General features: G+C 48.4%; 19 protein-coding genes. 2 read left to right on the forward strand and 17 right to left on the reverse strand.

What is annotated here, in order from left to right; genetic code table 11:
* Positions 1-12: 12 nt before the first annotated feature.
* The 6 genes from MKY28_RS14130 to MKY28_RS14155 all read right to left on the reverse strand — a co-directional run bounded on the left by MKY28_RS14130 (position 13) and on the right by MKY28_RS14155 (position 5,611).
* Entirely contained in the window at positions 13-1,302 is a 1,290-nt protein-coding gene (locus MKY28_RS14130) for an MFS transporter (protein WP_047842545.1), read from the reverse strand.
* A 262-nt stretch (positions 1,303-1,564) separates the two neighbouring features.
* On the reverse strand, positions 1,565-1,840 hold the full coding sequence (locus MKY28_RS14135) for a barstar family protein (protein WP_047842544.1): 276 nt from the start codon (positions 1,838-1,840) through the stop codon (positions 1,565-1,567).
* Between the two features lie 14 nt (positions 1,841-1,854).
* On the reverse strand, positions 1,855-2,295 hold the full coding sequence (locus MKY28_RS14140) for a ribonuclease (protein ID WP_047842543.1): 441 nt from the start codon (positions 2,293-2,295) through the stop codon (positions 1,855-1,857).
* Positions 2,296-2,564: 269 nt separating this feature from the next.
* Complete coding sequence (locus MKY28_RS14145) at positions 2,565-3,572, reverse strand: Gfo/Idh/MocA family protein (protein WP_047842542.1); 1,008 nt, start codon at positions 3,570-3,572, stop codon at positions 2,565-2,567.
* Positions 3,573-3,574: 2 nt separating this feature from the next.
* Entirely contained in the window at positions 3,575-3,949 is a 375-nt protein-coding gene (locus MKY28_RS14150; RefSeq protein WP_036609188.1) for a helix-turn-helix transcriptional regulator, read from the reverse strand.
* A gap of 513 nt (positions 3,950-4,462) precedes the next feature.
* On the reverse strand, positions 4,463-5,611 hold the full coding sequence (locus MKY28_RS14155; RefSeq protein WP_047842541.1) for an acyltransferase: 1,149 nt from the start codon (positions 5,609-5,611) through the stop codon (positions 4,463-4,465).
* Positions 5,612-5,683: 72 nt separating this feature from the next.
* Here MKY28_RS14155 and MKY28_RS14160 point away from each other — a divergent pair, with 72 nt between their 5' ends.
* Positions 5,684-6,076, forward strand: a complete 393-nt coding sequence (locus MKY28_RS14160) for a YidH family protein (RefSeq protein ID WP_235431543.1) — start codon at positions 5,684-5,686, stop codon at positions 6,074-6,076.
* Between the two features lie 177 nt (positions 6,077-6,253).
* Here MKY28_RS14160 and MKY28_RS14165 read toward each other — a convergent pair whose 3' ends face one another.
* On the reverse strand, positions 6,254-6,859 hold the full coding sequence (locus tag MKY28_RS14165; RefSeq protein WP_017689064.1) for a general stress protein: 606 nt from the start codon (positions 6,857-6,859) through the stop codon (positions 6,254-6,256).
* A 442-nt stretch (positions 6,860-7,301) separates the two neighbouring features.
* The gene (locus MKY28_RS14170; protein ID WP_340936251.1) at positions 7,302-7,439 is read right to left on the reverse strand and encodes a hypothetical protein; all 138 of its coding nucleotides are present in this window, start codon (positions 7,437-7,439) and stop codon (positions 7,302-7,304) included.
* Positions 7,440-7,445: 6 nt separating this feature from the next.
* Between MKY28_RS14170 and MKY28_RS14175 the strand changes: the two genes are divergently transcribed.
* Positions 7,446-7,580 (forward strand): hypothetical protein, encoded by a 135-nt coding sequence (locus tag MKY28_RS14175; RefSeq protein WP_340936252.1) that lies wholly within the window; start codon positions 7,446-7,448, stop codon positions 7,578-7,580.
* Between the two features lie 158 nt (positions 7,581-7,738).
* On the opposite strand, the gene hrpB is transcribed toward MKY28_RS14175, so the two are convergent.
* From hrpB to essC, 9 genes are all read right to left on the reverse strand, one after another.
* The gene (hrpB, locus tag MKY28_RS14180) at positions 7,739-10,258 is read right to left on the reverse strand and encodes an ATP-dependent helicase HrpB (protein ID WP_047842540.1); all 2,520 of its coding nucleotides are present in this window, start codon (positions 10,256-10,258) and stop codon (positions 7,739-7,741) included.
* A 153-nt stretch (positions 10,259-10,411) separates the two neighbouring features.
* Positions 10,412-11,218, reverse strand: coding sequence for an SDR family oxidoreductase (locus tag MKY28_RS14185; RefSeq protein WP_047842539.1), 807 nt, complete (start codon positions 11,216-11,218; stop codon positions 10,412-10,414).
* Positions 11,219-11,407: 189 nt separating this feature from the next.
* The gene (locus tag MKY28_RS14190; protein ID WP_053061522.1) at positions 11,408-12,250 is read right to left on the reverse strand and encodes a protein phosphatase 2C domain-containing protein; all 843 of its coding nucleotides are present in this window, start codon (positions 12,248-12,250) and stop codon (positions 11,408-11,410) included.
* 10 nt (positions 12,251-12,260) lie between these two features.
* Entirely contained in the window at positions 12,261-13,013 is a 753-nt protein-coding gene (locus tag MKY28_RS14195; protein ID WP_017689069.1) for a vWA domain-containing protein, read from the reverse strand.
* A gap of 33 nt (positions 13,014-13,046) precedes the next feature.
* Positions 13,047-15,122 (reverse strand): membrane protein, encoded by a 2,076-nt coding sequence (locus tag MKY28_RS14200; RefSeq protein ID WP_047842538.1) that lies wholly within the window; start codon positions 15,120-15,122, stop codon positions 13,047-13,049.
* 158 nt (positions 15,123-15,280) lie between these two features.
* On the reverse strand, positions 15,281-15,556 hold the full coding sequence (locus tag MKY28_RS14205) for a WXG100 family type VII secretion target (RefSeq protein WP_017689071.1): 276 nt from the start codon (positions 15,554-15,556) through the stop codon (positions 15,281-15,283).
* 186 nt (positions 15,557-15,742) lie between these two features.
* On the reverse strand, positions 15,743-16,291 hold the full coding sequence (locus MKY28_RS14210) for a WXG100 family type VII secretion target (RefSeq protein WP_340936253.1): 549 nt from the start codon (positions 16,289-16,291) through the stop codon (positions 15,743-15,745).
* A gap of 6 nt (positions 16,292-16,297) precedes the next feature.
* Positions 16,298-17,128 (reverse strand): hypothetical protein, encoded by an 831-nt coding sequence (locus MKY28_RS14215; RefSeq protein WP_047842537.1) that lies wholly within the window; start codon positions 17,126-17,128, stop codon positions 16,298-16,300.
* 16 nt (positions 17,129-17,144) lie between these two features.
* On the reverse strand, positions 17,145-21,149 hold the full coding sequence (gene essC, locus MKY28_RS14220; RefSeq protein ID WP_340936254.1) for a type VII secretion protein EssC: 4,005 nt from the start codon (positions 21,147-21,149) through the stop codon (positions 17,145-17,147).
* Positions 21,150-21,177 lie beyond the last annotated feature (28 nt).

A 21,177-nucleotide genomic window follows, 5' to 3' on the forward strand; every position in this document is an offset into this window, starting at 1 on the left:
TTCTGAATATCTTCACAGGGCACTTCGAAAACTTTTGCTAAACAACAGCATACCTGCTGACATGGCAAGCATAATACCAAAAACGATAAAAAGAACAGGCATGGTCATCCAATCTGCAAGTGCTCCCGAAACCAGACTGCCAAGTGGTGCAACACTCAAGACGAGCATACTCTGAAGGGCATACACTCTACCCAGCATCTCCGAAGGGGTAACTTCCATAAGATAGGTGGCCAGCGGTGTTGTAGCCAGCGGAATCCCCATACCCATCAGTAGACAAAAGGCCGCTGCAACCGGCAGTTGGAAGGAAGTCATGTAAGCGGGTAGTGCCGTCATCGCATAACTGAGACCCAACATGACAATACCGCTGATGACCAGCACACTTTTACGATAATTCGCTCCCCTTTGTGTCAACCATACACCACTGAGCAACATACCTCCCACCATCAGCCCACTAAGCAGACTTAATCCCCCAGCGCCAGCATGCAGCGTTTCAATGACATAGGGTGTACGAAGAACATTAAACGGCATCAGGCAGAAATTAACGAAAGCAAACAGGATGGAGACAATTAACAGTAAGGCATGTTTACGAAGAAAATGAAAAGCTTCCGCCATTTCGGAGAATATACTACTTTTGTCGGATGAAAGAGAATTCATTTCAGCTAATGTTTTATCTTCATTGTTAGCAGATGTTGAGACTTCAGGGTAGCCTACTCGGCTCATCATTAAAGCACTTAGCGCAAACAACCCCGCATCAATCAGGATCGTCCAGGCAATGCCTATTGTAGCAATAAGGGCACCCGCCACTGCAAGTCCTGCGAGTTCGGCCACTCTGGTTGCGGAAGAGGACATCGCATTACCCGAAAGCAGCATCGATGGGGGAAGCAATCGGGGGACACTGGACACTTCCGCAGGACTAGTGAAGCATTCCAGCAAAGAATTCAGAATCGTCATGACAAACAGATGCCAGACTTCAAGTTGGCCCAATCCAAACAGTAAAGCTGTAATACCCACCAACAACCCGCGACCCGTATTCGTAATCACAATCACTTTTTTGGGAGACATGCGATCAACCAAAGCCCCGGCGAACAGACCCAGAAGGATATTGGGCAAAAAATTCACCGCCAGTAACGTACCCATCAGCACTTTCGAACCGGTTAGAATGTACACCATCCAACTGTAGGCAATCGAGTCAATCGAATCACCAAATCTGGATACAACTTTACTAAGCATAAATTGCATGTACGGTCTGATTCGTATTAACTCACCCATACCTTGCTTGCCAACTGCTGTGTTATCACTCATCCCTTTTCACTCCTCAACGTTAAAATATTTTTCATGTTAATTTTATTTTAACGTAAGTTATGCAGAAATCAATACCTCCGTGAAAATAATTTTAACGACAAGTAAGTAAAGTAAAAAATCCGCTATTCTTTCAGAGAATTCGTAATCAACACAGGGACTTTTGGGACAACCTTTTTGAACAACCTCCTATAACACAAAAAAACAGACCACATGTGGTCTGCTCGGCTGGACGTATTGTATTTGAACTCTCTTTATTTGCTACCTACTTCTCAACAAGCAATTGAAATCCAGCCTGTTCAGCCTGTACCTCCAACATCAAATCACGTACCCGGTTTGCTTCATTTCCCAAGCGTTCTTCGCTGATTTTGTAGTTGGTCCATTTTAGCTCAAGTGGAAGTTCAATCGTACCCGTCAGACAATCCCACAATGCATCAAGATTACCGCCATAAAAATCCGGCAGTTTAAGCTTAACCTTTAATTGTTGATGAAGTTCAACGCTACTAGCAAAGTCTTCTCCATCCAGAATCACGGTATTCATGGCTGCTCCTTCCTCTATTTCAAACGTGTAAATGATGCATAGTGATCTGTCGTTTTGTAGATGAGTCCATCATTGGAGTACACAATCCGATCCGAATTACGGAAGCCGGAAGTATAGTTAATATCCGCTTCGCGCCATGTACGTCCGCTGGCCGAAGGCAGAAGCCCCTCCCGATTGCCAAATGTATCCCCACCGATGCTTTTGCCAGGAGCAACTACAGCCAAGTTTCCTTTTGACGCTACCCAGCCAAGTCCTGTTGCCTGTGATTTGGTAATAAAGTTACATGGCAACGTTCCGTTTGCACTCAAATAGTTTGCTACACCCGTAAACGTATTGATGATGGTACATGTTGCAGCAGATGCCTTCTGCTGTGCGACTGGAGTTAACTGTGAACCTGTGAGGAAAACAAACGTTAACAACAATGCCAGTAATGCGGTGGATATCAACTTTTTCATCAATCCGGCCTCCCGATCCCTCAAAGTAGATGAACGTTGTCACGATATGCGTTCTGCAAGCTGTAACGGTCTAGTTGTATGTTCTGCTAGATTATAGTAAACAAGTCATCTCATGACTATTTATATCACATCATTTTGGTAGAAATATCAAATAAAGACGTTGAATTTGTAAAATATTATAATGGTAACATTTTAAGACAGAAAAAAGACTCTCATCCCTGAAGATGGAGTCTGCATTTACTACTATGTTTAAACTGACCTGACCTAATCTAACCGATCAATTTCACACGTTGACGAGTTCGAGCCGATTCCAGGCACGCATCAATAACGCGCATGTTTTGAATGGTATTTTCCGGACTGAAAGGTAAGGCCTCTCCTTCAAACACAGCCGTTGCAAACGTCTCCACCTGAAGCACATAGGAATTCGACACGGATACACGTTCCTCACGGCTGACCGAATCGGTGTGCACAATAATCTGAGGTGGAATATCACTGTTCTCCCAGCCAAACACTTTTGGTAGTTCAATCCGCCCTTCCGTCCCGAGAATCTCCATCTCCGCTCGACCTGAAGCCCACATGCCACAGTCAAAAGTTAAAGCTACCGAATTCGGAAATTCTACCAGTCCCGACGCCATCATATCCACGCCATCATGCTCGTCCGAGAATAGAGCGTGAACTGTCACCGCTTCCGGTTCCTGTCCCAGATACATCCGGGCCGCCGAGATCGGATACACGCCAAGATCGAATAATGATCCGCCGCCCATCTCTCTTTTGAACCTTACATTCTCCTTGTCATCAGCGGTATTACAGGTAAAGTTACCATGGATGGCTCTGACGATACCAATCTCTCCACTAGCTATAATCTCTTGCACACGTCTGTGCTTGGGATGATATCGATACATAATTGCTTCTGCAAAAAGAACACCTTGCTGATGACATACCTCGATCATTTCTGCCGATTCATCTGCATTCAAGGCAGCAGGCTTCTCACACAACACGTGTTTACCAGCCTGTGCCGCTTTGATGGTCCATTCTTTGTGCATATGGTTAGGCAAAGGAATATAGACGGCTTCAATGTCCGGATCAGCGATGAGCTCTTCATAACTGCCATACGATCTGGCAATGCCGAGTTCTTCGGCAAGGGTTTCCGCTTTTTCCTTGCTACGGCTGGCAATCGCCAACACCTCACCACGTTCAGACTGCTGGATCGCCGGAATGACTGCATTTTTGGCAATGGTTGACGTACCGAGTACACCCCACTGTAACTGTCTGTTCATGCTCATCTTCCTTTCGTACCGTAGTTGTCCTCTTCTGCCTTGTGTAACATGCCGAGACAACGATCCAGATCCGTTTTGACCTGTTTCTTGTATAACTCAGCTTTTTCCGCACCATCATCCGTGAAATGATATAAAACGATTTCCTGAAAATCGACCTTTGGATCGTTACCCTTCAGCTTCTTCGTTCGATAAAATACACCCTGTTGTACCAATTCATGTAATGCCCGATATACCTCGCTCTGTGGTGGTACATAACCGTAGTCTTTGAATTCCTGCTTCATCGCCTCCAGCATCTCGTAACCATACCCTCTGTGCTGTTCAACCATCGTAATCAGATACAGCTTGATAAATGCCCGCTGTGCAATCATAAAAGCCACGTTCTTTCCCCTCCTGTCAGAACCTATATATCTAGTATTATAAAACTTATGTTCGGGTTCTGCCATCTTTCTCCGCTTTGCCTCCCTTTTATCTATCTTCAAGGAGGGCGAGCAAGAAATCGTGTGAATACGCGTTAACCTGGGGGAAGCACGGAAAAAGGTTTTCTGTTGTGAATTTTTCATGTAATGAAATTTTATTTTTTATTCAAAAGAATCAATTTCATAATACCTTTAGCTGCTTCAATCAAGGCTGGATATAGATCGAAACGGTTCAATTTGTCTATATCCAGTTACAGAAATTCATTTTTAGTGAGTTATGAAATTGTTCAAAAGTTGTTTATTTCAGGGCTCAGGGAGTCGTGAGATCGAATTTTAATGACAAGAAAGTCTGTGCAGAATCTGTAAAAGCTGTAATACCTGTGCTCTGTATCTTGTGTTCGTATACTCTCGTACTCCCGTACACTTCTGTGCGGCTGTGGTGATCTATTGTGAATTTTTCATATGTTGATGTTTTCATTTATTGCGGACAGATTTCGGTACGGCTCCCACAATCCATTTGCCCCAGCTTACACGCGAGATAAGCCATGTCACTACACAGGATAATGTAAGAGCCAACAACCAGGTGATGATCATTCGGACGACAGGGTTCCAACCCATAGCAACGTAAAACAACTCATCCGGAATGTAGCTATACCGCAGCATCAACATATGCATCAGATAACCGCCATACGATACACCACCAATCCATCCCAGCAATCGTGTAGCCCTGAGGTTGTGAAGTTTTCCGGCCAGCTGGTACATGACCATAATGGAAGCGATCAGAAAGAGTGCCATATCAGGGCGGATCAAGCTGACTGTGTAGAACGTAATTTTGATTCCCTCCGGCTTTTGAAACTCCAGCATTAATAAATAAGTAAACCGCAGACCCAGAACAATAAACACTGTCCAGTATATCCAGCGCAATCGATGAATCCATTCATTCCAGTGCTGGACGGATAACCCCGCTGCTGCACCAAGTATAAAATAAATAAAGAAATAGAGGAAATTACGGTCTGCATACGTTGTAAAAGCATCTGTCAGCACCGGGATATTCAGCCGTTCCATGAACTTGGCGATGTTTCTTAATTGATCCGCAAGTACAAGATACACCACACCAGAAATCAATAATGCGATCAAGCGCCCCTTGGCCTCATATCGGTTATATACATAACGAATGGCTCGCAAAAAGAGCGGAAATAACAGATAAAACTGAATCAACATAATGATGTACCAAAAGTGTGAAGTCGTTTTGCCCGTAAGCAACTTCAGGCCTAGGTCCGGGATGTCATTCCATCCAAATCCGGTCCAGCCCCGCGGTGCAAGTGTAAAATAAATGAGTGACCAGATCAGGTAAGGCACGATCACGTCGTTTACTCTTTTTCTCATAAACTTGCCGTAATGCAGCTTGTCTCCCGTGTTATAAAACAGCACCATCCCTGTTATGAATATGAATAAAGGAACTGCAAATTTGGAGAGCATCAGCAGTATGGCCAGTAACACGCCATCCTCCAGTCTCGTTTCCGGGACTAAAGAGTAATGTGCGATGGAATGCTGGAGAACCACCGCTCCAAAGGCAATTCCCCTTAAGCTCTCTATTTCTGTAATTCGTTCTTTGCGAGGCATACATTCAGCCATCCTTTCTTGGTTTTGCGATAAAAACAAAGTACAATGAAGCCGTATATTTAATGAACGGAGTTGATTCACATTTCTTTAACAGACAAAGACATAACCACTACCGATTCCAAGTATGTCCAGCAACATCTGGCTAACGAGCGAACTTTTCTGGCCTGGGTACGCACCGGTATTGCCATGGCGGGCATCGGCTTTCTTGCTGCCGGATTTGGCTTCAATTCGTCGGCGTATGATCGGCTTGCACATATTGCGGCGATTATTACGGGTATCACTTCTCTGATTGGCGGCATATCCATCATTGTGTATTCGGCAGCAGCGTATCATCGGAAGCGTACACAAATCAATGAACAGACGTTTCAGGCATCGACCGGATTAATCCGGTTTCTTACCATGATGTTACTGGTGATTGGACTCGCTTTGGCTGTACTGTTATATGTATTGTTATTCCCTGCTTAACTGGGTAAAAACACCATCCAACATTATTGACACCCACCCATATGCAACACAGGGACAAAAGCCGGCTTCCCTTAAGGAAACCGGCTAATGACCATCTGGTGGATCATATATGTCATTCCATTTTGCAGATAATAAGTCATTGGGTTCTATTTCATATCGATTAAATTCGCGGCAAGATTACAGGAATGTATTGTTACCGAATCGCGCTGCCTTGTTTTGGGCTTCCAATCTGCGTTCTTCCATATCCAGATCCGGACGTTCGGCTGGCACATCTCCGCGATGAGCTGCTTCGGCTCTGTCTCGGTTAAGCTGGCTGTTGCCACTGAACACATCGTACACATCGGAGTCCCGATCCGTAGAATCTACGAGCAACAGGATTTTACCATTCTGTACATACTCCTCATACTGTTTAGCGTCCTCTTCCGGAATACCAAGACCCACAAGTCCACCCACCAATCCGCCAGCTCCTGCGCCCACAGCTGCACCGGTAAATGCTGCTGCGATAGGGCCTGCGGCCAGAATCGGTCCTATGCCGGGTATGGCTAGTGCACCGATACCTGCGAGCAGACCGGCTACACCACCAAGTACACCACCTGTTGCTGCACCAGCAGCCACGCCCTCAGGGGCTTTGGTACCTGTCTCTTCCCGAATTGCCTTCAGTTCGTCCCGATCTTGTGTAACAACGGAGATTTCGTCTGAAGTGAATCCTTGTGCTTTCAGACCCTCGATAGCCTGCGATGCTTCACGTTCTGTATTAAACACACCTACGATTTTCTTCTGCATAGTGAATCCCTCCTCATATTATTGAGTGGTTCGCTATGTTATTACCCGCCTAAGTTTCTTTTAAACGTTTGCAAGTCAATATACTATGTGTTGATAGTAAAAAATTGCTGAAGTTCATTCCTTATTAATCCTCATCAGGGTGTGCCTTCAAACTCAGGTATGTGATACGTTATTAGGCATGTTCTACGTTGAAGCACGTCGGCGTCCAGAACATCTTGAAGTCTAGGCTGGCTGATCCTGGCGGATTGTCCCAGGCAATTTTCTAAGGAACCGAGGACGTCTTATTTATCCTTCGGGCCCTCCTAATATTTTGTAAGGAACATGAGACACGTTATTTACCAAAATCACCTGACAAACCCGTTGTAAATGGATGGTTATTCAAATATAGCGTGTTTCAGATTCCTTAGGTTACTGTGGGCGCTTCAAATCGCTGAATAAGACGTCACAAGTTCGTTAGCGCTCCGCTCCATGTTGTTTGGCTCCACGCACGTCCATTTACGCTCCGGCATTCGGCAGGTTTGAAGGCACGCTCAATGGTGTCTTCAAACTTCGAAGGAAGCAGATTGGGCATAATTCTCATCCGATTTTGCTGAATTCTCCTTCCGTGCCGGAAGTTCTCAGCAGGCGTGTCGGGGCACGTCAGGGGAAAGTGACGCAGCATGGGACAAAAAGGCAAAGTGACGTAACATGGAGCGAAAAGGTAGTAGAAGATGCACGTTAGCGTGTTTTGAGACACGTCCTAGATAAAGGGTGATTCTTTAAGGAAGAGAATGATTCGATCAGCTCCAAAACTGAAGGTTGTTCAGGAGAGTCTGAGCCTGATGAAGAGCGCCCTTGGGGAGCCAAATAGTTGATGTCTTAAAAAACGAAATAATTCATCTATTTCCCCCGTGGTTTAGCCCGATTTGTGGCGACCGCTTCAAGTGGATTATCCGGCCAGTAATGCTTCGGATAACGACCTTTCAGATCTTTTTTGACGTCAAAGTACGTCTCTCGCCAGAAATTCGCCAAGTCTCGTGTGACCTGTACAGGTCGCTGAGCGGGTGATAATAGGTGGATGGTCAACGGGACTCGCCCACCCGCTATACGCGGTGTCTCCTGTTGTCCAAACATCTCCTGTAATCTTACTGCAAGCGCCGGGTCCTCTGGACGACTGTAGTCCACAGGAATACGTGAGCCACTGGGCACCTGTATATGCGTCGGAGCTTCATCGTCCAGTTGTTGTCGTTGCGCCCAGCTCAATCCACCCAGTAATACATCCTGCATCGACAATCTCTTCAGGTCGGCTGCCGATCGCATGCCTGTCAGATAAGGGGTAAGATGTTCTGCCAGCTCTTCGGTCAGATCATCTTCGATCAGGTCAGGCCACTCAGGTAGATGGAGATGCAGGAAACGTAGCCTGTCCGCAAGTTGTTTGGACGTTTTTGTCCAGGGCAGACAATCCAGCCCTTCCATCCGTATCCCGTTTAACAGTGCTTCCAGCACCTGATCTTCAGGTGGCTGTGCAATACTGCTCTCTTTAATCACAAGGGCTCCAATACGAAGTCTCTTATGTGCCCGCACACTGCGGGTATTGGAATCCCAGGCCACTTGCACTTCATTGTGCAGCAAGTGCTGACCTGCCTGCAACAATGTCTGCTCCTGCAACGGCGCAGCCAGCAGGATGCGCGCATCTGCGCCCTGGTCGTCTGCCTCGGCTGCGACCAGATACGCTGAACGGCTCAGCGATTCTGTCGCTGCGAGCCGTACGCCGCGGCCGCTGCTCAGCAGATAGCGGCCGTCCTCCCGGCGTTGCCCGATCCGGTCCGGATAGGCGAAGGACAGCAGCAATCCGCAGCTGTCCTCATCCGGCCGCACCGGATCGGCCGCCGGGCCGAGCGCCGAGCGCAGCTGGCGGCTCTCCTGGAGCATGCGCCGCACGGCCGCGCCGTCTGCGACAGCCGCTGCCGCTTGCGGCATGGCGCTGCTGTCCGCGGTCAGCAGCGCCTCTACGCGCGGGCGGAGGTCCGTGCCCGCGCCTGCACTACCACTGCTGCGGAGGCCGGCAGGCTCCTGCAGCAGTGCCGCCAGCATGCTGGCGTAGCTGGCCAGCCCAAGCTCCGCCGCGCGGAGCAACATGCTGGCCAGTCGCGGATGCACGCCAAGCGTGTTCATCCGCCGCCCGAAGGGCGTGATGCGGCCTGCGTCGTCCAGGCCGCCTAGCTGGCGCAGCAGCGCCTGTGCCTGGCCGTAGGCGGCGTCAGGCGGGGTGTCCAGCCATTGCAGCTCTGCTGGGGACTGGACACCCCAGACGGCAAGCTCCAGCGCCAGCGGCGCAAGATCCGCGGAGGTGATCTCCGGGCGAGCTGCCTCAGGCAGTCCCCCGTGAACCTCTTCGCTCCATAGCCGGTAACATACCCCTGGGGCAATTCGCCCTGCACGCCCCCGCCGTTGATCGGCTGACGCCTTGGACACCGGCAGGGTGACAAGTCGGCTCATGCCCGTGCGCGGCGAAAATGCCGATGCACGACTCAGCCCCGCATCCACCACAATCTTGACTCCAGTTAGTGTAAGGCTGGATTCCGCAATGGAGGTGGACAACACAACTTTGCGCGAGCCCTCAGCCGCCGGGCGTATGGCCTCATCCTGTTGTTCCACCGGCATACTGCCATACAGGGAATGAACTTTCACATGTCCAGGAAGAGAACCGTTTAATAACTCTCGCTCTGTACGGTGTATCTCTCTTGCGCCAGGAAGGAAAACAAGCACGTCTCCCTCCTGTTCAGCTAATGCCCTGGTCACCGTCTGAGCCGTGAATTGTTCCAGTGGCATGGCTGCCGGTCTTGGCACATATCGTGTTTCCACCGGAAACGTGCGGCCCGGACAGTGAATTGATTGTGTGCCTTCACCTAGCAATGCACAGACCGGAACAGGATCAAGGGTCGCCGACATCACCAGCAATTTCAGATCTGGACGTAACATCGCTCGCGATTCCAAGGCCAAAGCCAGGCCCAAATCCCCGTGTAGATGCCGCTCATGGAATTCATCAAATATAATCATCGCCGTATCCTCAAGACCCTGGTCCTGTTGCAACATCCGGGTCAATACCCCTTCCGTCACAACTTCAATTCGCGTCGCCTGACTCACCCGGGTATCCATGCGTACACGATATCCTACGGTCTGACCCGCTTTTTCTCCAAGCGTAGCCGCCAGTCGCGATGCAGCCGAACGCGCAGCCAGCCTTCGGGGTTCCAGCATAATGATTTTCCGTCCAGCAATCCACGGCTCCTCCAGCAAAGCCAGCGGTACAACAGTCGTTTTTCCCGCTCCTGGCTCTGCAATTAACACACCTGTATCTTGATCCCGAAATAACTGTCTTAACTCAGGAATAACCTCTTGTATCGGTAACTCTATATGCATATAATCGCTCCTAATGAATGTACCCTACTGCTCTTCAGTATCTCTATTCGAATGTTAGCATTATAACAAAAAAAGCCGTTCCAGAGGAACGACTATCGCAGACACACCCTAAGACACACCTAAGTAAAAATGAAATTTATCCAGAATACTCACTTAGCTGAGCAATGATTCGGCACCATCAATAACGATCTCTGCTCCGGTAATATGTCTGGATTCGGACGATGCGAGGAAACTTACCAGATCGGCAACATGTTCCGGCTGACCCGGCCCGTCCGCAAGTGGCTGCTGTCCTTCCGGGAACTCCATCGGAATAATGATCTGCTGTAGATCATCCGTTTTGACCGTACTTTGATCGATATTTGTTGCAATCGCTCCTGGACAGATCACGTTCACACGTATCTTGAACTTCGCCAGCTCAAGCGCAGCCATCTTGGCAAAAGCAACCTGTCCTGCCTTGGACGTGCTGTATGCCGACATGCCAAAGCTTGAGAAGCGTTGATTGCCATTAATCGAACTCGTGATGATAATACTGCCGCCACCCCGTTTTTTCACGTGAGGCAATGCATATTTAATCGTGAAAAACGTACCATTCAGGTTGGTTGTAATAATCTGTTGCCAATCTTCAACCTGAATTTCCTCAATCGGTGCCGATACACCGTTAATGCCCGCATTGGCAAAAACAATATCCAAACCGCCGAATAACTCAACAGTTTCCAGTACCGCCTTTTCCACACGTGCCGGATCGGAAATGTCTACATCAAATGCTCTTGCCGCACCGGGGTACAGTGCATTAATCTCTGCTTCCGTTTCCGAGATCCGATCATTCACCAGATCAAACAATGCAACATGTGCACCCTCTTTAGCCAGCTTGACCGCAGTGGCCTTCCCAATTCCGGAGCCTGCTCCGGTAATAATCGCAACCTTGCCTTGGAACCGTGACTTGCCGTTATGTTGTGTCATTATCCATTCCACTCCTTCATTTTAGCAATTATGTAAGAATGTACGTTCATACTCATCGTGAAAGCCAATTCTTCACAAGATTACCCAAAAAGAGTGTCTTTTAAATCAACACCAGCAAGTTTTTTCACAGTTGATCTTCGCCGCTGTCACAGCTTCATCAGGATCGATCCACATCTTGATATCCGGCACTCACCATTCCAGCTCAATGAAAGCGGCATCATCTTCAAGACCGCCGGTATGTGTCGCATCCAGCAGTACCTGAATGTGTTCATCCGGGACATAGGCTTGAATGGCATCCAGGTCGTTCAGTCCATCCGTATATAACTGAAGACGCAGTGAATCTCCTGCGGACCCTTTCATCTCGCAGATGTGCGGCTTACCACCAACAGGTCCTTCAAGGGTAGACCAACGCTCATTTGTCTTGCAGTGAGTCTGAAATAATTCAGACTGTTCCTGACCATTACGCCACAGGCGAATACGGGAATCTCCTTGCCACGCAAGCCATACCCGACTTTTGCAGCCGCCTCCCGTGAGCTCAATCCGCCCACAGACATACATGGCCTGACTGCCCCGACTTCGCTTTTCCATCAACACTTCACGCAGCAACAAAGGGGAACTTTCCAGTGGCTGTAATTTCTCCAATTGCTCCGATGCGGGAAGGGTAAGATCATGGAGAAGACGCTCAACACCCTCTACCGTTGTGTGTTGCGTCGTTTCCAACCAATCCAGCAAAGCATTCCCTAGAAAACGCGCTGCAAAATCGCCCAGGTAACTCATGCCTACGCCATCACACAAAACAAAATTGCAGATATTCCCTTTCATACGTACCGCAGCAAAGTCCTGTCCGGTATCTCCCTGATGTACCGTCTCAGCCGCTCTGCCATAACCATATCTGCACTTAAATGTACCCTGATAGCGAGTTAGCGGCTGTTCCCCGGTCTGTACACTCACATAGCGAAAGTTGCCATGCCGTTGCTCGGCATGGCCCCCCTTATCTCCAGCAGACAATGTTGCCAAACGCATCGATCTCATGATTCCCCTCCTATCTCACAGGCGTAGCAGCGGACATCTGGAACCCGATTGATACCAATTCTGCACATGTACCTGGCAGCATCATGAGTGCACCGGGTGCAAGCAAATAATCAGCTTCAACAAGCATTTCCCGATAACTTTCGGGCAGGACGGATGACATATTCCGCAGCTTCTCTCCATGCTCATCCTGTAGATTCGTTTCCGAAGAGATTCCCTTCCATCTTCTAGGTTCAGCAATTGGTCCTTCCAGCAGATGATCCGATATAAAAATATTCTCCACCAGTACATTGCCGTCAGGTACACTCATACCCATGATTCTTTTGGCAATCGGTTCGGGATCTTCACCTGTAGCTACCCCGTCGGTCATATGGCATACAAGTGGCGCAGGACAATCCTGCATATTCGGAATTTCAGCCTGTAGAATCTTTTCCGCCTGCAGGAAAGCCTTCGCAGAATCTGAAAACCGTCTCGGTGTCAGGTCAGGCAAAGAACCAACTGCAGCGATCTCGTCAATCCCTTTGATTCCGTTCAACAAGTCATATACATCATCGCTGTAAGCCAATATGGCTATACGATAGCGAGGTGTCAGACGATTTCCCTTGGTAGAGCGAAATACCATTTGGCGGATCGCGAGAGATAAGGCATCATAGACGACGTCAATCCGTCGACGATTTTCCAGAACCATGTTCATGGAGGCGCTAATATCAATTAAATAGATAATAAGTGCAGGTGTACGCTGTGATGCTTGAATCGTGTAGTTCATCTAGGGTGAGTCACCTCCATCATTCACATTAATTTATAAGTTGGGCAACGTGTAGCTATTATTGCTCAGAAATTTGTTAATGGCACTCATTCGAGCGGCCACTTTTCCGACACCTTTGAAATAGGAAGCATCGGTATTGTAAAGATTTTTGAAATCACGGGCATATGATTCCGCATTTTCAATTTTTCTGCCTTTTTGCGCGTTATACGTTTTATTGTAATGAGCAATCAGCGTGACCACATTCTGGGCACGTTTTTTCTTCAGAGCTGCTTTCTGAGCAATCTCCTGTTGACGTTTAACTTCAGCTGCCGCTTTACGCTCCGCTTCCTGTTTTGCAAGTTTGGCATCATTCTCTTTTTTCCAGACCAGATAAGCTTCATATTTTGCCTGTTTATCGTACTTTTCCTGCTGCGCTCTCTTGGCGGCTTCTTTCTTCTGCTGTTCCTGCTTCACCAGAAAGGCCTCATATTTCGCCTGTTTGTCGTACTTGGCCTGTAACGCCTTACGTTCTTCTTCTTTTTTCTTTGCTTCAGCTGCCTTCTGCTTGGCTTCAGCGAGCTTTTTCTTTTCCTCTGCGTCCAGTTTTGCAGCATCTGCGGCCTTTTGCTTCTCTTGTTCTTCCTGCTGTTTGAGCGCAGCTGCCTTTGCTGCTTCAGCCTCTTCCGCAGCTTTGATATCTGCCAGTCGTGTGGCTTCCTGCTGTTCTTTCTGTTTCACCTCTGCCTGATCGGCGAGTATTTTGACCGTTGGCACGCCACCTGCCAGCAATACAATAAGCACAGCGGAGGAAATCATGAACTTTTTGGATCTGTAGAATGGCACAGGTACGGGCTTGTCTGTGTCTTCTTTTGGATTAAGCTTGGCATCCAGTTCCTTGATTGCAGCCTCGACTTCCATCTGCATCGCGCTGTTATGAGGAATAAAATGATAAAGCGAGCGGTACACTTCCAGTGCTGCAGCCGGTTTATCTTCATCCTCCAGGGCTCTTGCTTGAAGGAACAGACGGTTCACAACCGCTTCCTGATCGGGAGAGTGCGGCGTTTGAGGACGGTTCCCGTCTTGCGTATTCACCGGTTCACTTACTGGTTCTGAGCTCTTTTTCAGATTCACATCAGCTTCGGACGAATTGGCAGCTTCTTCTTCCGCTGTCACAGCAGCCGCCGCATTGGCCTGATCCACGTCTACCGCAGCCAATGCAACATACCACTCACCAAACGTCGGACAGCTGCTCAGATCGTGACTTTCCCAAGCTCGAATAAACAGATCGGACAGTTTGGAACCCCAACGCTTCTCAAGGGACTCCCGCATCGCAAAATACCGTTCACTCACCGTTTGCATTTCATGCTGATCAAAATAACTTTCGCCCCACGCTTTCTCTACAATCACAGGGTCGGACCAGCTTAACATTTCAGCAATGATAACAGCTCCGGCAAATCGGTCAGCATATGAACTCCACAAACCGCTGTGCACTGTTCGATGGGCTGCATAACCGGGTGACCCGGCAAGCAGGGCATCCGGACGATCCATCTTGGAACCGTACATCTGCTCGACATCCACCAGTTCTACCGCAGACATCTTCCCCAGGTTCTCCACTTCGGAAAAAAACGGAATCATTACATTGGGAGCGGACATATCGCAATGAGCCAGTCCACGTTGTTCCATAGCCGAACCTGTTCCAGCAAGCGCTCTAGCCAGCTTCAGGCTCTCCTCAGCCGTCAACTGTCTCTGATCACTGATCACATCGAACCAGGTCTGACCTTGCACCCATGGCATCAACACCGCATATAACAGATCGGGATGTTTTCCAATGAGCGCTCCGTTTCTTTCCGGAGTGAGCACATCACGCTTGCATACCTGCAAACCTGGCAGTTCACTATAAGACTCCATATGCTCAGACTGATATACCATAGCCGGAATACGGAACTTAGGAAAAAATACTTTTAGTGCTTTGGCCCCATGAATGGAACCATTTCGGGGTAACAACTGATAAACAATCCCCTGCCTTCCGGCTTGGGCATAAGCCAGACCCGGCGCAGCCGGATGTTGCCCAATCGTATAGGCAATGTCGTTAATCACCACTTCATCCCCGGGATTTGGTTGAAAAGACATGCTTATCCCTCTCTCTGTCCTAGTGTCATAGTTGCAACAAAAACCGGGTGTTGTGACAACGCCCGGTTTTTGCTGTAGTTGTACATCTTCAGCTTGCTATCCACCTATAATTCAGGACGAATTCAGACTTCACATCGGCCTGATCTATGTAAAGCAGATTAACGAGCTTGGTCAGCTGTACGGAATTTGTTAGCAATAGCTGTAAGTTCAGCGCTGATGCTGTTCAGCGTTTGAACGAATGATTGCATTTGTTTGCTAGCTTCTTGGAACTCTTGGAAGAAGCGTTGCTTTGTCATACCTTCCCATTGTCCTTCCATGCTTGTGATGGATTGAGTCAATGTAGATACGATTTGCTGACTTTGCTCACCGCTTTGTTTAAATTGGTTGGAAACCTGATCAAGCTGCTCTGGGGTAACTAAAATACGTCCTGCCATTTGTAAATTCCTCCTTGGTTTGTGCAATTAAATTTTTACTTGTTCAAATTGTACTATACCAGGATCGATCGGACAAAAGCCGAAGGACCTAATCCTATTTACCCCATTTTCAGCACTTGAAACTTCTCCTAACAGCCTATTTACAAAAAAATATTCACTTTCTGCTGTTACTTTTATTCACCCTGTTCAGGAAACAACAGGCTCGGTCCCTCTTCTTCCCCGAAAGGAAGGATCTGTGAATCTCCATGCTACAGGCTCAGGCTGCATAGCCTGCACCAGTGTAGCCGGGGAGCCATCAGGCGGAGCGGCATCCTGTACACGATATACGGCCGCCATTGCGGAAAGGGGATCGGATACTACAGCTACAGTTGCAGAATGTGCAGGCATGATTTCTCCTGTACGATTGTTCTGAAGAACATTCAGCATATTGACCGCATTACCATAGGCTGTGTTCACATGACTCAGCACGGAACGATACTCCATGTCTGCCTGCTGGAATAACAACGCTTTGCGTCCCAGCTGTACGCTTAAGTCCGTTAATCGACGTAGCGCATCCTCGCCCAGTCGTTTACTGTGATTCCATTCATTCATCACCGCTGCGCGGGATTCAACCTCCCACTCCAGCGAATGAATCGCCTGATCCAACACTGTCATCTTTTGCTGTATTTGCTCCGCTGCATACTGAATCTGCTTGCTCAGTGCCCGAAGCACATCCGGTTCCACACGAATGCGCATTTACCATCACCTTTCCTCTTCCCCTGCAGGCTGTTTAAGCCAGTCCAGCAGCATCTCGTGAAACTGTTCTCTAGTCGTTAGTGCTGCAACAAGCCAATCATCTGAAGCCGCAGTGCTCATCCGGAACAACCAGTTGGATACCGCACTTGCAGCAAATGCTGCCGACTGCGACTTCCAACCGTCTTCATTCCATACAAGCAACCTGAGCTCCCCGTCTGACTCCTTACCCACCAGACAGCGTGCCAGTGCAAGTGAGCCCTCAGGATCACTTGTCTCCTGTTCGAGTTCCGCTGCTACGGTCTGTACTCCGCTGTTTTCGAGCTCATTCATGACATCATAAAATTTTTTCTTGGAGCACATTAGGGCCGGTTTCTCCGCAGGAGAATGGCCGCTCCATTTCATCCGCTCTATCAGAACATCAATGGCTTCACGAACACTTCCCAGATCGCTGAGCCGGAACGAGTCCGGTACGTCGTCAACACGGGAAACTTCAACGACCCGCTCATCCGTGCAATGTATATAACTCTCATACGACTTGCCGTTGATCGTGTAGCGAATCCAACAAGCTCTGTCGGACAATCCGGCAATGGCTACCCTGGAGAAAACGGTCGGTGTCATGATCAGCTCATCGGTATCCTGATCCCGAATCAGATATCCTTTGTCAAGCAGGGAGGTTTTGACACGCTCCCACTCCATCGCGATATCCTCCGCCATATAGCCGCGAAACGGATCTTCCACACCAAGCAGTCGGTCTGAACCGAGAATACCAGCCAGGAAAAAAAGTTCCTTTGTTTGCAACGTGACTACCTTTTGCTTAGAATCATGAACCGTCAACATTATGAGCCACCTCCCCTCAAACTACAACATGCCATCGGTCACGAATTTCAGAAATCCAATCGGTCATTTTCCAGCTGTCATCACATGGAACTGCACCTTTAACCCTGGAATATTTACGTTTTACATAATAACCTTGACCCGGAGGCAGTACCTTCAGCCCACCTGAACTACCTCCAGATTCGGAATAAGGTATACGGAAGAACGAGAGATCGTTAGGGTCTAAAGTCCCGAACAGCATTCCGCTCTGGGAAGCCTTCACATCCGTTACCCAGTCAGAACCAAAGGTTGGGAAGTCTGCCGGAACCCCGGAAAGAATCACATGTACACCGCGATCCCTTCCTTGACGAACAATCGCTCCCAAATGATCTTTTACATTAAAATCGTTTAGCTGCTTGGACAAGGTGTCCGCATCGTCGATGACGAGCACAAGTTCCGGTCCACCGGAAATCTCGCCTCTTTTCAGAACTTCATCGTACAACTGTTGAATGACAGGTGCAAGCTGTTCTTCTCGCGATACATGTCCACGGACATGGGGCAAACTGCTGATTTCCCCCAGCCCACCTGAGCCATAACGCATATCTACTGTGTATATTTGCACATCTTCCGGAGAAGCATGATAAGCCAGTGATAACATCCATGTCAATAAAAATGTCGTTTTGCCGCCTTCCATCGGACTCGTTACCATGAAATGCGGACCTTCACGCAGATTAAGCTCGAATGGTTCCAGATCATCCGTAAGCAGTCCCACAGGGACAGTTACAGACGATGTATCCCAAGCCTGACCATATGATCCTGTCCGAATGAGCAGATCCTTGAGTTTGATTTCTTCCGGAAGTGGAGCAATCCGCGGCGCTTCTTCTCCTGTCCAGCCTTGGCGAATCTCAGCAATCGTACGGCGCAGTGCCGATGAACGCTTGCCCTCATCTGCCCCTGAAGAAGGTAATGCCGCCTGGAACATTAACGGAGGCACTTGCCCTTTGACCAGACCTCTTCCTGGCGGAAGTTGGCTTGGCGCCTTGGAAGGTCTTCCCACGGCATAATAATAATCGCTTGGATCGGATAACTCAAATGAAACCGCATTGGGAATATTGCTTCTGAATTTTTCAAATACATCTGTTACCCGATTGGCGGTGAGCACAAAGGTAATACCCAGACTTCCGCCTTCACGCAGGATCGTCTCCAGAAGTTCATTTTCTTCCGGATAGGCATTGCGGAATGAAAGATAACCATCAATAACGACCACAACCTGCGGGACAGCCGCGTGAGCTGTCCGGCGGTAGGCCGAAATCGTTTTAACGCCCGCCTCCGAGATGATATCTTTACGTTGTGCTGACAGCTTGAGAATATAACGGAATAACCGCTTGATCCGGTCTTCCTCTTCAGCCATCATCACACCACCGATCTGAGGTAATGCTGCAAAGTCTTTCATCATACGGCCCATATCGATAATGTAACCATGCCAAGGTTCAGTTCTATGGGAACGGGCCAAAGACATAAGCAAGGTCTGAACAAATGTTGTTTTGCCCAGTCCTGGCATACCGTACACGACCAGATGGCCTTGATCCACAGGCAATGCGAGCGGTTGTTGGCGCTGATTAGGGAGATCATCCAGCAAACCAACCAGTGGTTTCAGACCACTCGCTCCGCCATCAAGCAGCAGATCCCGATTCTCTTCTTCCTGCCATTCCTGAAGACCTTCCCATTCCAGTGTCTCTGGTAAAGGTGGCAACCATGGTCCTGGCAAACGACGGATACCCGCATCCGCTGCAGACTGCGCAACATAATCAATAAATACCTGAAGCTGTTTCGGAACATCTTCACCTTTGAGAACGGCTCTGCGCTCTCCAGTTAACAGAGGCTCCCGCTTACCGTTCAGGCGCACTTCCATAACAGGCAATACCGTTGTTGAATCCTCCTGCTGGTTATACGGTGCACCACTCCAAGCGAATTGCATTTCTTCAAACACTTCATCACTACCAACCTGGAAATATCCACGACCAGGCTTTGTAATCCAGGCAGCATTTGGAATCTTGATCATATCCCTGCTATCTCCCTCACTCTGTACGCGAAGGCAGATCCGGAAGCGCGAATTACTCCATATTTTATCGTCCACAACACCGGCTGGCTTTTGGGTTGCCAGAATTAGATGAACCCCAAGTGTCCGGCCAATGGCCGCGATACTGATCAATTCATCCATGAACTCCGGCTGGTCCCGCTTCAATTGAGCAAACTCGTCAATGATAATAACCAGATGTGGAAGTGGCTGTTCATGTCTGGAACGCAGAATCTTGTAATATTCATCAATATGCTGGAGGTTTCCCGCATCATTTAATATTTTTTGCCTTCTGACCAGTTCGGCACGAAGTGAAATATTCGCCCGCTCGATCAAATTCCCATCCAGATTGGTGATTGTCCCTACCACATGAGGCAGATCAACAAATGTATTGGACATCCCGCCACCTTTATAGTCAATCAGCATGAAGGCCAGATCATGTGGATGGAATTCTGCAGCGAGTGAAGCTACGATGGACTGGATAACTTCACTTTTACCTGAACCAGTTGTACCTGCAATCAGACCATGGGGACCATGACCCTGACGTTCAATTTTGTCATGCAGGTTTATCGCAATTTTTTTGCCACCAGCGCGTACACCCATTGGTACAGGCAGCGTATCAGGATATCTCGTCTGTCCCCACCTGGACACCACATCCAGATCTTCCACGCGTGATGTACTCAGCATATCGAATAACGGAAGCACTTGCGGGATATCTGAAGCAGATGACCGCTTCAACCGGATCGGTGACATATAACGGGAAAGCGCCTCTGCCATCTCCTTCGAGATCACATCAGGCTTGTACGTTTGTTGAATAACATCCGCATCTTCCGTTTTTTTGATATACACCCCTTTGCCTTTGGAGGCATCCATGATCAACTGACAATGCATCGGTAGAGACTCCTTGCGATTAGCCAGTATGATGGTGCATACATCAATCTCGTGAGCCGACTCCAGCAGCAGCGGAAGCAACGGTTCTTCTTCAATTAATTGCGTATCGGAGAGAATTACAACGTAGCACGGCGTTTGAACGCTTTTCTTGTAGCGGTCTTCCTTATTGTTACGACGCCGATTCAACACGGAAAACAAGCTGTCCGCCAATTGATGCGCACCGCTGTGCCTGTCGGCCATATAGCGTTGTCCTTGGTCTTCATCCCAGATATGGGGCATCCAGCGAAGCCAGTCCCATTCTTTGCTGTCCTTTTCTTCATAGAAAGCAGCAAGCTTCAGTTCATCCGGGGAATGGCGTACCGTCAGTTGTGAGATGATGACTCGCAGGGAAGCAAGTACTTCCTCCCGATCACCGACAAGTCCCATAACCTTCGATTGGAACAAAGGCAATGTAATGGAAGCATCCGGTACCGTCTGGAATTCAGCCGCAAGTTCATGGGCCGCTTCAATCAGCTCATCCTTCTCATAACCATCAATCCGCGGAACCTGAAGTTTGATTCGGAATGGAATCTCTCCCGTACCAATGCGCACCTGAAGGAAATCATCATCCTCTGGTGAACGCTCCCACAAGGAACTGTTCCGGTTCTTCACCACTTGAAGACACACACCCGGATCACCATGAATTTCGTACAGGCTCTTCACTTGCTCCGCCTGAGCTTCTTTCAGTTCTTCCCGGTGTTTGTCCAGTTGGGCAAGATACATTATTTTTCGTTCTTCCAATTTTTTGCGATATGATTTCTTGTTGCTCAGATACACGAAGAATGGAATGGTGTAAGAAGTAAGCATCATCATGACCGTCATCATCTGAAACATCATATAATTGCTGTTATTCATTTTGCCGGTCATATTGATATATACGTAGAAACCAATGCTGACCATGGTCATCATGATCGGCACAATAATGGATATCATGGAAAACGTGGGTTTGCTCGGTTCTGTTGGAGGCCTGAGTATTTCGAGTCTCTCTTCCTTGAGAACCGGTGTCATTCTTGGAGAACGCTGATATAACACATTCACGAAGAGAAGACCTCCTTTAGTTCGTTCA

Source organism: Paenibacillus sp. FSL R5-0473 (assembly GCF_038004565.1).
GTDB lineage: Bacteria > Bacillota > Bacilli > Paenibacillales > Paenibacillaceae > Paenibacillus > Paenibacillus amylolyticus.